Here is a 10,909-nt window from a genome sequence, read left to right as displayed (position 1 = left end):
AGCTTGCTCACCAAAACAAGCCCGCTCACCACAACAAGCTCTCCCACCACAGGAACCTTCAGCTTCTACAGGGCTCACTTACTAGGTCGCCCTGTTTCGTCGCCGAAAGGACTCCGCATGACTTCAGCCCCGCCAACAACCCTCCCGCACGGCCCCGTTACCCGCGAACTCAGCCTGCGCGCCGTCATCACCGGCAGCGTCCTCGGCATCCTGCTCACGCCGTCCAATGTCTACGCCGGGTTGAAGATCGGCTGGTCGTTCAACATGTCGATCATCGCGCTGCTGATCGGCTACGCCATCTTTCAAGGCGTGGCCAAGCGTTCCACCGACCACCTGCCGTGGACCTTGCACGAAAGCAACATCAACCAGACCGTCGCGTCAGCCGCCGCGTCGATTATTTCGGGTGGGTTGGTGGCGCCGATCCCGGCCTATACCTTGCTGACCGGCAACCAGTTGGACGCTATCCCCATGATTGCCTGGGTGTTCTCGGTGAGTTTCCTGGGCATCTGGATCGCCTGGTATCTACGGCCCTCGCTGCTCAATGACAAGGCGCTGAAATTCCCCGAGGGCATGGCCACCCTGGAAACCCTGTTGCACATCTACAATCACGGACGCGAAGCCGCGACGCGCTTGAAGGTGTTGCTTAGCGCCGCCTTACTCTCCGGGCTGGTCAAGTGGGTGGATACCTTTATGTGGGCCTTCCCGCGCTGGTCGCCCAGCGCCCCGTTGGAGCGCCTGACGTTTACTGCCGACCCTTCGCTATTGCTGGTGGGGTTTGGCGGCATTATCGGCATTCGCGTGGGCCTGACCTTGCTGCTCGGCGCCTTGCTCGCCTGGGGTGGCCTGGGTCCCTGGCTGCTGGCGCAACAGTTGGTGACCTTGCCGGCGGGCAGCAGCGGCCCGCAGTTCGCCGCGTTGGTGGAGTGGTTGCTGTGGCCGGGTGTGAGCCTGATGGTGTGTTCCACCTTGGCCTCGCTGGCGATTCGTTTGTGGGCGTTGTACCGGTCCACTCACGCCAGCGGCGGATCAAGCTGGACGGTGCCCAAACCGGGGCCGGCCGCCGGTTTTGCGTTGGCGATCGTGCTGGTGGTGAGCCTGCAGGCGTTGCTGTTCGGCATCAATCTCGGCATGGCCTTGCTCACCATTCCCTTGGCGATCTGCCTCGCCGCCGTCGCTGCGCGCGTGGTGGGTGCCACCGGCATTCCGCCTATTGGCGCCATCGGGCAGTTGTCCCAGCTGAGCTTTGGCATCGTCGCGCCGGGGCAGGTGCCGATCAACCTGATGAGCGCCAACACGGCCGGTGGCTCGGCAGGGCAGTGCACCGACTTGATGAATGATTTCAAGGTGGGCAAGGCCATCGGCGCCACGCCGCATAAGCAGGTGATCGCGCAGATCCTGGGGATTTTCATCGGCAGTATCGTTGGCGTCTTCGCCTACCTGGCGTTGATCCCGGATCCGCAAACCATGCTGCTCACCGAAGAGTGGCCAGCCCCGGCGGTCGCTACCTGGAAAGCCGTGGCGCAAACCCTCACCCATGGCTTGGATTCACTGTCCACCAGCATCCGCTGGGCAATTGCCATCGGCGGCCTGGTGGGCGTAGTGCTCGGTGTGCTGGACAGCACCTTGCCTGCCCATCGCGCCCGCTTCCTCCCGAGTGCCGCCGCCCTGGGCCTGGCCTTTGTGCTGCCGGCCTCGGTCTCGCTGATGATGGCCCTGGGCGCCATACTGACCTGGCTGCTGAGCTGCCGCTGGCCGAGCCTCACCGAGCGCTTTGCGATTACCGCCGCCGCTGGCTTGATTGCGGGGGAGAGCATCACCGGCGTAGGTGCTTCACTGTGGTCGATGGTGCACTGAAGCGTGGCTCGGCAGTTGCCGAGCCAGCCGCCATGGCCTCAGGCGATCTTCACATTCATGGTGATCCTTGCGGTGAACACCTTCACGTCGCCCTCATCAAAAATATCCACCGGCACGATCTTGTCCCCTGCGGTGGACCAATCAATGCCGCTGCCATCCGCCACGGCGCGGATGTTCGACTTTGCCTTCGCCAGGTATTCCACGGTCATGCCCTTGGGGATCCACTTGGCGCCTTGGGGGATCGACACGTCCGTCATCGTCCCACCTGCCAATTCCGCCGCGTTGCACAACGCAATGGCATGCACGGAGGCCAGGTGGTTGGTGATTTCCTTGCGAAACGGCACGTTGACCACGGCATGCCCAGGGCGTAGTTCGGCAATTTCAGGGTTGATAGTGCTGAAGTAGGGCGCCACCTGGCAGGCCATTTGGCTGAACGCTGCAGGACCTACACTGTTGAACATGCTGAGAAACTGGCTCATGGATTGTCCTCATAATGGATTTACAGAATAATATTCTGTAACGGAACAATATTCCGTAAAATCCAGCCATGTCAAGCCGTGCCTTCTCTGCGGGCGGCCGTACCATATAGACTCCGTACATTTGGCGAGCCACTCCATGCACGCACCTGATCTGATCGAGCGCACCTTCCCGGGCCGGCGCAGCGACCTCAAGCGCAGCATCCTGCGCGAGGCCCTGGCCAGCTTTAACGACGTAGGTATTGAAGCGACGAATATCGAAACCATCCGCGCGCGCTGCGAGACCAGCGTGGGCGCCATCTACCATCATTTCGGCAACAAGGAAGGCATCGTCGCCGCGCTGTTTTTTGCCGCGCTGGAAGATCAGGCCGCACTGCGGGAGCAACACCTCAAGCAGGCGCAAACCGCCCAGGCCGGTGTGGAAGCGCTGGTACGCAGTTATGTGGAGTGGGTGGATGCGCAACCCGAATGGGCGCGCTTTATGTTCCAGAGCCGTTTCGCCGTGGCCAACGGCCCGCACAAGGACGAACTGCTCACCCGTAACAAACAGCGCAACGCGCAATTGACCGACTGGATGAGCGACGAAGACCGCCGTGAGGCGTTCAGCCATATCCCGGCAGAACTGCTGCTGTCGCTGATCATCGGCGCGGCCGAAAGCTATGCCCGTGCGTGGTTATCCGGCCGGGTCAAGCACAGCCCGAATCACTACGCCGCATTGCTGGCGCAGGCGGCGTGGGCCTCGATCAGCCAAACGCCTCCACAATAAACGCCTCCAGCGTCGCCTCTTCGAGGATCTCCATGGAGAAATGCCCGAAGCGCTTGGGCAGCCAGATAATGCGCCCCCCGGACGGCGATTGCAGGTTCTCGCGGGCCAGGGGCACGCCGTTTTCGTTCTCCGGCTGCACGCCGGCGGCGATCAGCTCGTCATAAGCGATCTCGATGTCCGGCGTGGTGTAGCAGTGGCGGTAAATCATGCCTTCGCCGTGGGCGTCCAACAGCTCGCGCAGGTTGCCGGCGAGCGGCTGGACCAGCATGAAGCGTTCTTGGCCCATCAGCACCACGGCATACCGCACATGCAGGCCGCCGCGTTCCCACACGAACGTCTTGGAAATGCGTGCCTTGAGAATGTGTGCGTAATAGGCACAGGCCTCTTCAAGGTTTTCGACCAGTATGTCGACGTGGCTGAATTTCAGATCCATGCTGTGCCTCCTCTCGAATCGATCCCCATGGTAACCACGGCGTCCGTCACGCAGAAAATTATTTGTCGGCACTCCCGAAGGCTGGCGTAGTCTGTTTCCAAGACATTCCTCTCGCCCTGCGGAGCCTTCAATGATCATCGTCCACCACCTCAACAACTCACGCTCGCAACGCATCCTGTGGCTGCTCGAAGAACTCGGCCTGCCTTACGAGATCAAGCGCTACCAACGCGACCCGAAAACCAACCTCGCCCCGCCAGAGCTCAAGGCGATCAACCCGCTGGGCAAATCCCCGGTGATCGAAGACGGCGGCCTGGTGCTGATCGAGTCCGCCGCCATCATCGACTACCTGATCCGTCGCCACGGCCAGGGCCGCCTGCAACCGGATCCTGCCAGCGCCACCTACGACCACTACGTGCAATGGCTGCACTTTGCCGAAGGCTCGGCCATGTTGCCGTTGATGCTCAACCTCTACGTCGGCCGCCTGGGCGAGGCAGGCGCGCCGTTGCACCCGCGGATCGAATCGGAAGTCGCCAACTACCTCGGTTACCTGAACAACGTGCTCGCGGGCAAAGCCTACCTGCTTGGCGATGAGCTGAGCGGCGCGGATATCCAGATGAGCTTTATCGGTGAAATCGCCAGGGCCCAGGGCAAGTTGCAGGCCTACCCGAACCTGGCAGCGTGGGTGGAGAAATTCCAGGCGCGACCTGCGTATCGCAAGGCGGTGGAGCAGGGCGGGGCGTATGCGTTTGCCCAGTGATTAACGCTGCTGCAACGCCACCTTCAGCCCCAAGCCCATAAACAGCGTGCCGATGATTTTGCCTTCCCAGCGCCGCAGTTTGGACAGCCCCTTGATGCCTCGGCTCAAGGGGCGGATGGCGAGGGCGAGCAGGCTGGTGTACACCGCGCTGAGCGCCGAGAAGATCAGGCCCAGCACCGCGAACTGAACCAGCGACGAGCCGGATTCCGGGTGGACGAATTGCGGCAGGAACGCCAGGAAGAAAATCGCAGTCTTCGGGTTGAGCACCTCGGCGCCCACCGCCTGGAAAAACGCCTGGCGCGGGGTGACGGCGGGCAAGGTCAGGCCCGCCTGTGTGCCGGTCTTGGCCATGAACGCGCGTACGCCCAGGTAGATCAGGTAGGCCGCACCGGCCCACTTCACCGCGTTGAACGCCGTGGCCGACGTCATCAGGATCGCCGACAACCCCAACGCCGCGCCCAGGGTATGCAGCAAGTCGCCGCACGCCACGCCCAGCCCGGTCGCCACGCCGACCTTGCGCCCGCCTTGCACGGTGCGGGTGATCACCAGCAGCACGGACGGGCCTGGAATCAGAAACAGGCCAATCACTACGGCGACATAGGTGATGAGGGAGGCGAGTTCAAACATGGCGGACGCTCTCGAAATAGGGCACGGTCCCTAATGCCCTTCAGTTAAGGGTGAATAGTGTACCTGTGGCGAGGGAGCTTGCTCCCGCTGGACTGCGTAGCAGTCCCATTTTTGGGGCCGCTTTGCGGCCCAGCGGGAGCAAGCTCCCTCGCCACAGGTTACCTTTACCCTTTCTGCTTCTTAACTGACTGGCATTAGGCATGGCCCCCAGTTATCCCCAAGTGAATGGTGTTTACAACTGTTAACGGATTGAACGGCGCAATCGCTATAGGCTTTGGGGTGTCCGCCCTGGAGCCCGTCGCCATGAACCTGCGAGCCACCGCCGCCACCTTGTTTGCCTTTGCGCTGCTGCTGCCGTCACCGGCCGAGGCCGCGACGCCTATCACCCACGTCGCCATCTACCGGGGCCCGGCGGGGTGTGACGACTGTTCCGAGAACGTGGCGAAGGCCCTGCAACGACTCAACCCCAACTATCACATCGATTTTGTGGGCGCGGATGAGTCGATCGACATCACGCCACAGACCCTGGCGCGCTACGATCTCTACGTGCAACCCGGCGGCGGCCAGGATATTCCCGCAGCGCTGCGCAGCCTGGGTGAGGCGCGCAGCGAGGCCATCCGCAACTACGTCGCCCACGGCGGCCGCTATTTGGGCTTGTGCATGGGCGCCTACCTGGCGGATGACAACAACCTCGGCCTGATCCCCCAGGACCTCGACGGCGAAGCCGGCCGCCCCGGTTTCGAAGTGCCCGGCATCGCCGACGCCGCGGTGCAGGTCACGTGGGCGGGCAAGTCTGACCACGTTTTCTTCCAGGATGGCCCGTACTTTCCGACAGGGTCGTATAAAACCATCGCCACCTACCGCAACGGAGACGTCGCGGCGGCGCGGTATACCTATGAAAAGGGCGTGGTGGTGCTGAGCGGCCCGCACCCTGAGGCCAGTCGGGAGTGGTTTGAAAATGCCGAGATCCCAGTGAGCAAAATGCCTGAAGGTGACCTGTTTGGTTCGTTGGTCCGCAGCTTTTGAGGCCCACCTGTTGCTTTGGAGTGAATAGGCCAATCGGCGTCAGCGCACCACGTCCAGCGTCTGGATTTCATTCACATAGTGGGTCTGGCTCGACGTCGACTCCAGCGTCAACGCCACGCCCAGGTCCTCAATAAACGCGCGCGACGACGCATAACCGTCCTGCTCGCAGGCCAACCGGATGGCATCGCCCGTCAGCGACGCAAACACCTGACGCGCCGGGAAGCGCTCGCCGACCTTGCAGGTCAAGGTGGTTTCGAGCGGTTTGTCGGTGGGCTTGACCGGCACGTTGGCCATCTTCAAGTGCGCACTCAGGGTCTGGCCCGGCGCCCAGCTCGTCGGCAGTTTCACCTCGGCCTCGCGGGTCTGCAGCACCTGGCCTTCGCCCACGCCGTTCATTTTCGACTTCAGCTGGATCAGGTCCGCGAGCATCAAACGGTCCACATTGAAGGCGGCGCCGTAGGCTTCATTCTTCACCAGCAAACCGCCCTCTGCCTTGAAGCGGATGGTGATCGGCGCGTCCTTGCCCGCGGCGTTCTTCGACAGGTAGCTGTAGCTCAACGTCTTGAACTTGGGTTGCAGCAGTGGTGCGTCGAGGCCCTGGAGTACGTTGGGTGGAACCGGCACATCACCTAGGTTGGTTTCAGCCACGGTGCGCGGGTAATCCACCGGTGCGATGTCCGGCCGCAACAGCGCCAGCAACCCGGCATTCACGCCACCCTGCACCGAACAGCTCACACGGGAATACTTGCCCTCCGGCTCCACGATCAGCACTCGCTCCACATTGCGCAGCCCCGGCGCCTTGCCCGGCATCGGCTTGATCGCCTGCCAACTGTTGCCCACCTTCAACTCACTGCGCGTGTATTGCCCCTCGCCTTTTTGCAGTGCACCCGGTTGGTCGAGCAACGCCGCGAGGCGCGGGGCGACCTCATCAATGGTGCCGTCCACCGTAAAGCCCCAGAAGTAATACAGGCCCAGCGGGCCAAGATCGCTGACCTCATCGTTATAGGACAGCAGCTTCAACCCCGCGATGGCCGGCGCACTCACCGGCACGGCCGAGGCCTTGGGTTCGGTGCGGTCGCGCACCGCGATCCAGGTGAAGTCTTTCTCCTGCTTGAGCGGCGCATAGGCCTGCCAGGCGTCGCGATGGGTGTTCAGGCGGCTGAAGAACGTCTCGTCACAACGGGTGAAGGCCTTGAGCGTGTCGACCAAGGCGGCGTCATCGGCCTGGGCAAAGGAAGGCGCCAGCAGGGCAGACGCGAGCAGGGCAGCGGAAAACGGCAACTTCATGGGACAGGACTTCCTTATCGGCAGGCGAGGAACAGGGCCGGGGCATTATCCAGCAGTTGGGTGTCAGTCTCTAGTTGGCTGAGCGCATCAGGCGCAAACGCCAATTGCCGCCGTGCTGGGCGTGGCAGGCTTCTTCCGAGTCCAAGTGAACGCAACGCACCAGTGGCACGGGCGGGATCTCGGCGTCATGCAGGGCCGTGGCGGTCAGCTCGCGGATGCGCGCGTCCAACCCCGTCGCCACGGCCTGCGCTTGGCTGGCGCGGGTGTCGAAGACCCAGGTGATACGCAGGCTGCCTGGGAAGTCACCGTAATTGACCGTGTGGGTCAGCCATTCAAACCCTGGGATTTCGGCTTTGGCGGTTTCGCAGGCGTCGGTGAGCGCAGTGACAAGGCGGCGTTCGATGCGGGTGCTCTCGCGTTTTGATTGAGCCATGGAAACCTCCGAAAGAAGACGAGCGCTATTCTTTGCGACCTTCGCACACCGCCTTCAAGCCCAGCACGGTCGTGGGCGTCTGGCCAATATGCGTGGTGGTGCTCACCACCATGTTCGCGCCGCTGTCGCCTTCCAGGTGATACGGCTTGCCATCGCAGACTTTCGCGGCTTTCTGGTTGATGTTTTCCAGCAGGCCTTCGCGGGAATTGAAGATGCTGCCATGGCTGGTGATCATGTATTCGCCCGGTGCCACTTCGTTGGCGCCGGTGAAGGTGCAGCCGGCCAGGGTTAAGGTGATGCATCCGAGCAGCAGGCGTTTTTTCACGTCCATGTTCTCAAGTAGGGGGGAAAGGCCGGGAAGTCTACAACAATGCCAGGCTATTTTTCTGCGCTGTGAGAGCATGGCCGGGAAGAAGAGGGCGTCGTTAGAAAGGAGCATTAAATGAACAAAGCGCAACTGACCGCGCAGGCAGAAAGGGCCCCACACGGGCTGTTTTCGTGGAGCCAATTTGTCGCGCACACCGAGTTTCTGTGGCAGGACACCGTGCTGGTGGTGGACGCTGCCGCGTGGCAGCGCCAATGGTTCGAGCTGGAAATCATCAATGGCTTGGCATTGGCCGAGTGGGAAGAGCAGGGCAGGCCCGAGGACTTCTATGCGCGTTGGCGTGAGGGCTATCAGCAGGAAGCCCTTGAACTGGTGAATGAGTTGCTGGGGCTGGCTGCTGATGTTTAGGGCCGTTTCGCTAGATGCCAGGATAAAGATCAGGAGGCGGCTGGTAGTTGGAGTCCTCGAAGCGGCTGTTGGTGTAATGCGTTTTGGCGGTAGGGCCGACGGGAGAGTACTTCACCTGCGGGTTCGGCGTGAGATGCCATCCAGTCCCGTCCTTGTCGCGCTCGATCAACGACGCTGACGCCGTGCAGGTGCCGCTGGACCCCGAGGTCAGACTGAACTGATAGTAGTGCCCGGCCTGGGGGACGAACTCCACAGTCACAAAGCACGACTGGGTTCGCGGCCCCTCCCAGAACATCCCCACATGGGTGTCAATGCCGGGCCGCACACGCGTTTCATAGTAGTCGGACGTCAACTCCTGCCCGGCTTTGGGCATGCCCTGGTCCTGCGTATGGATGAACGGGAGCGGCCCGCTGCGGACAACGCCGCCTGAACGCACACCGTTTTCGTATTGGTAGAGATCGGCATGTTGCGTGAAATTGACGATGCGGACCCAGGCGGGATTCGGCTCGTTTTCAGGGGCGGTGAAGTAATGGGTCTGTGGGAAGTATTGGCAGCCTGCGAACAGCGGCAGTATCAGCAAGCAGAGCATAGGGCGTATCGACATGGCATGAGTCCTTTGCAACGTTGTCGTACAGACCATGAGAAAGCGCGCGCATTCCACCGCCGATGAAAGAAGCGTTCACCACCGAACGTCTGCCCATAGCGCGTGGTCACAGCTTTGCTGATAACCTGCTAATAGCTCAATGCCATTCCCTTGGTAGCCCCATGAAAACCCTACGCACCGCCTTCCCGGCCGCTTTCCCCCTGGGCGTTTCCCGCGACTCGGAAACCGCCCTGTCGGACATCGAATTCCTGCACCGCATCAGCCTCGACCTGATCGGCGAGCAAGACCTCGAAGCCCTCTACGGCAAGATCGTCGACGCCGCTGTGTCCATCACCGGCTCGCAGTTCGGCACCATGCAGCTGCTGTGCCCCGAAGGGCATCCGTCCGGCCATGGCGGCCAGTTGCAGCTCTTGTGTTCGCGCGGCTTGCCACCGGAAGCAGTCGGGTTCTGGCAATGGGTGAGCCCCATGGCCTACAGCAGTTGCACCATGGCCCTGCAACTGGGCCAGCGCGCTATCATCCCCGACTTCGAAGAATGGCCCGACATCGCCGGCACCGATGACCTGCAAGCCTTCCGCAACACCGGCATCCGCTCGGCCCAGACCACCCCGTTGCTGTCCCGCGACGGGCGCCTGCTCGGCATGATCTCCACCCACTGGAGCACGCCGCACCAGCCGTCCGAACGCGACCTGCGCCTGCTCGACATCCTCGCCCGCCAAGCCGCCGACCTGCTGGAACGCACCATCGCCGACGAGGCCCTGCGCGACGCCGAAGCCAAACTGCGCGCCCTCAACGAAACACTGGAGCAGCGTGTAGCCGAACGCACCGCCCTGCTCATGCAGGCCGAAGAAAAACTGCGCCAATCGCAAAAAATGGAAGCCGTCGGCCAACTCACCGGCGGCCTGGCCCACGACTTCAACAACCTGCTCGCCGGCATCTCCGGCGCGCTCGAACTGATGAACCGCCGCATCACCCAAGGCCGCCTCAGCGACGTCGACAAATACATGGTCGCCGCCCAAGGCTCGGCCAAACGCGCCGCTGTCCTCACCCAACGCCTACTGGCCTTCTCGCGCCGGCAAACCCTGGAACCGCGCGCCACCAACGTCAACACCCTGATGTACGGCATGGCCGAACTCATCCAACGCACTGCCGGCCCCGGCATCCAGATCGAAACCACCGGCGCTCCGGATGCCTGGACCGCCTTCGTCGACGTCAGCCAACTGGAAAACGCCCTGCTCAACCTGTGCATCAACGCCCGCGACGCCATGCCCCAAGGCGGCCGTATCCAACTGCAAACCAGCAACCACTGGCTCGACGCCACCGCCGCCCGCGCCTATGACCTGGCCGCAGGCCCCTACCTGCGCCTGAGTGTCACCGACACCGGCACCGGCATGTCCCCCGACGTCATGGCCCACGTATTCGAACCCTTCTTCACCACCAAACCCATCGGCCAAGGCACCGGCCTGGGCCTGTCCATGATCTACGGCTTCGCCCAACAATCCGGCGGCCAAGTGCACCTGCACTCCACCGAAGGCGAAGGCACCTGCGTGTCCCTCTACCTGCCACGCCACCACGGCGCCGCATCGGGTGACGAACTGGCCCCAGGGCAAGTGGCTATCGAAGTCGCCCAGCACGGCGAAACCGTGCTGTTGGTGGACGACGAGTCCACCGTGCGCATGCTGCTTGCCGATGTACTGGGCGAGCTGGGTTACACCGTGATCGAAGCCGCTGACAGCGCGGCGGGGCTGAAGCTGCTGAGGTCGGATGTGCATATTGATTTGCTGGTGACGGACGTGGGGTTGCCGGGTGGGATGAATGGGCGGCAGATGGCGGAGGCGGGGATGGAGTTAAGGCCGGGGTTGCAGACGTTGTTTATTACGGGGTATGCGGAGAATGCGGTGGTGGGGTATGGG

Annotated in this window: 13 protein-coding genes; 6 read left to right on the top strand and 7 right to left on the bottom strand. The window is 62.5% G+C overall.

Annotation, left to right across the window (positions count from 1 at the left end):
• Nucleotides 1-117 precede the first annotated feature (117 nt).
• Nucleotides 118-1,854, top strand: coding sequence for an OPT family oligopeptide transporter (locus HX812_RS31575; RefSeq protein WP_038842634.1), 1,737 nt, complete (start codon nt 118-120; stop codon nt 1,852-1,854).
• A gap of 38 nt (nt 1,855-1,892) precedes the next feature.
• On the opposite strand, the gene HX812_RS31570 is transcribed toward HX812_RS31575, so the two are convergent.
• Nucleotides 1,893-2,333, bottom strand: a complete 441-nt coding sequence (locus tag HX812_RS31570; RefSeq protein WP_033901052.1) for a hotdog fold domain-containing protein — start codon at nt 2,331-2,333, stop codon at nt 1,893-1,895.
• Nucleotides 2,334-2,469: 136 nt separating this feature from the next.
• Here HX812_RS31570 and HX812_RS31565 point away from each other — a divergent pair, with 136 nt between their 5' ends.
• The gene (locus HX812_RS31565; RefSeq protein WP_038842631.1) at nt 2,470-3,096 is read left to right on the top strand and encodes a TetR/AcrR family transcriptional regulator; all 627 of its coding nucleotides are present in this window, start codon (nt 2,470-2,472) and stop codon (nt 3,094-3,096) included.
• Here the strand turns inward: HX812_RS31565 and HX812_RS31560 are convergent.
• Nucleotides 3,074-3,529, bottom strand: a complete 456-nt coding sequence (locus HX812_RS31560) for a VOC family protein (RefSeq protein WP_038842629.1) — start codon at nt 3,527-3,529, stop codon at nt 3,074-3,076. The genes HX812_RS31565 and HX812_RS31560 overlap by 23 nt on opposite strands.
• Before the next feature lie 130 nt (nt 3,530-3,659).
• Here HX812_RS31560 and HX812_RS31555 point away from each other — a divergent pair, with 130 nt between their 5' ends.
• A complete protein-coding gene (locus HX812_RS31555; RefSeq protein WP_038842627.1) occupies nt 3,660-4,286 on the top strand; it encodes a glutathione S-transferase family protein in 627 nt (208 codons plus the stop codon).
• On the opposite strand, the gene HX812_RS31550 is transcribed toward HX812_RS31555, so the two are convergent.
• The gene (locus HX812_RS31550; protein WP_038842625.1) at nt 4,287-4,913 is read right to left on the bottom strand and encodes a LysE family translocator; all 627 of its coding nucleotides are present in this window, start codon (nt 4,911-4,913) and stop codon (nt 4,287-4,289) included.
• Between the two features lie 303 nt (nt 4,914-5,216).
• Here HX812_RS31550 and HX812_RS31545 point away from each other — a divergent pair, with 303 nt between their 5' ends.
• Complete coding sequence (locus HX812_RS31545) at nt 5,217-5,939, top strand: BPL-N domain-containing protein (protein ID WP_038843366.1); 723 nt, start codon at nt 5,217-5,219, stop codon at nt 5,937-5,939.
• A 39-nt stretch (nt 5,940-5,978) separates the two neighbouring features.
• Here the strand turns inward: HX812_RS31545 and HX812_RS31540 are convergent, their stop codons facing one another.
• The 3 genes from HX812_RS31540 to HX812_RS31530 all read right to left on the bottom strand — a co-directional run bounded on the left by HX812_RS31540 (nt 5,979) and on the right by HX812_RS31530 (nt 7,984).
• Entirely contained in the window at nt 5,979-7,226 is a 1,248-nt protein-coding gene (locus HX812_RS31540; protein WP_038843367.1) for a hypothetical protein, read from the bottom strand.
• A gap of 70 nt (nt 7,227-7,296) precedes the next feature.
• Complete coding sequence (locus HX812_RS31535) at nt 7,297-7,659, bottom strand: hypothetical protein (protein WP_038843369.1); 363 nt, start codon at nt 7,657-7,659, stop codon at nt 7,297-7,299.
• A 25-nt stretch (nt 7,660-7,684) separates the two neighbouring features.
• Nucleotides 7,685-7,984, bottom strand: a complete 300-nt coding sequence (locus HX812_RS31530) for a hypothetical protein (protein ID WP_038843425.1) — start codon at nt 7,982-7,984, stop codon at nt 7,685-7,687.
• 117 nt (nt 7,985-8,101) lie between these two features.
• On the opposite strand from HX812_RS31530, the gene HX812_RS31525 reads away from it, so the two are divergent.
• Entirely contained in the window at nt 8,102-8,392 is a 291-nt protein-coding gene (locus tag HX812_RS31525; RefSeq protein WP_038843370.1) for a hypothetical protein, read from the top strand.
• 10 nt (nt 8,393-8,402) lie between these two features.
• Here the strand turns inward: HX812_RS31525 and HX812_RS31520 are convergent, their stop codons facing one another.
• On the bottom strand, nt 8,403-8,996 hold the full coding sequence (locus HX812_RS31520) for a hypothetical protein (RefSeq protein WP_038843371.1): 594 nt from the start codon (nt 8,994-8,996) through the stop codon (nt 8,403-8,405).
• A gap of 161 nt (nt 8,997-9,157) precedes the next feature.
• Here HX812_RS31520 and HX812_RS31515 point away from each other — a divergent pair.
• Nucleotides 9,158-10,909: ATP-binding protein (locus tag HX812_RS31515; protein ID WP_178949154.1), on the top strand; the 1,752-nt coding region annotated here is incomplete at its 3' end.

The organism is Pseudomonas sp. IPO3749 (assembly GCF_013386605.1).
In the GTDB taxonomy this organism is placed as follows: domain Bacteria; phylum Pseudomonadota; class Gammaproteobacteria; order Pseudomonadales; family Pseudomonadaceae; genus Aquipseudomonas; species Aquipseudomonas azotoformans_A.
The sequence above is the reverse complement of the archived record's forward strand: the minus strand, read 5'-3'. Positions and strand labels throughout refer to the sequence as shown.

Excerpts from the sequence above, each read along its gene's own strand:
- HX812_RS31570 (WP_033901052.1), bottom strand. The coding sequence starts at position 2,333 with ATGAGCCAGTTTCTCAGCATGTTCAACAGTGTAGGTCCTGCAGCGTTC.
- HX812_RS31525 (WP_038843370.1), top strand. The coding sequence starts at position 8,102 with ATGAACAAAGCGCAACTGACCGCGCAGGCAGAAAGGGCCCCACACGGG.
- HX812_RS31560 (WP_038842629.1), bottom strand. The coding sequence starts at position 3,529 with ATGGATCTGAAATTCAGCCACGTCGACATACTGGTCGAAAACCTTGAA.
- HX812_RS31535 (WP_038843369.1), bottom strand. The coding sequence starts at position 7,659 with ATGGCTCAATCAAAACGCGAGAGCACCCGCATCGAACGCCGCCTTGTC.
- HX812_RS31540 (WP_038843367.1), bottom strand. The coding sequence starts at position 7,226 with ATGAAGTTGCCGTTTTCCGCTGCCCTGCTCGCGTCTGCCCTGCTGGCG.
- HX812_RS31545 (WP_038843366.1), top strand. The coding sequence starts at position 5,217 with ATGAACCTGCGAGCCACCGCCGCCACCTTGTTTGCCTTTGCGCTGCTG.
- HX812_RS31555 (WP_038842627.1), top strand. The coding sequence starts at position 3,660 with ATGATCATCGTCCACCACCTCAACAACTCACGCTCGCAACGCATCCTG.
- HX812_RS31550 (WP_038842625.1), bottom strand. The coding sequence starts at position 4,913 with ATGTTTGAACTCGCCTCCCTCATCACCTATGTCGCCGTAGTGATTGGC.
- HX812_RS31575 (WP_038842634.1), top strand. The coding sequence starts at position 118 with ATGACTTCAGCCCCGCCAACAACCCTCCCGCACGGCCCCGTTACCCGC.
- HX812_RS31520 (WP_038843371.1), bottom strand. The coding sequence starts at position 8,996 with ATGTCGATACGCCCTATGCTCTGCTTGCTGATACTGCCGCTGTTCGCA.
- HX812_RS31565 (WP_038842631.1), top strand. The coding sequence starts at position 2,470 with ATGCACGCACCTGATCTGATCGAGCGCACCTTCCCGGGCCGGCGCAGC.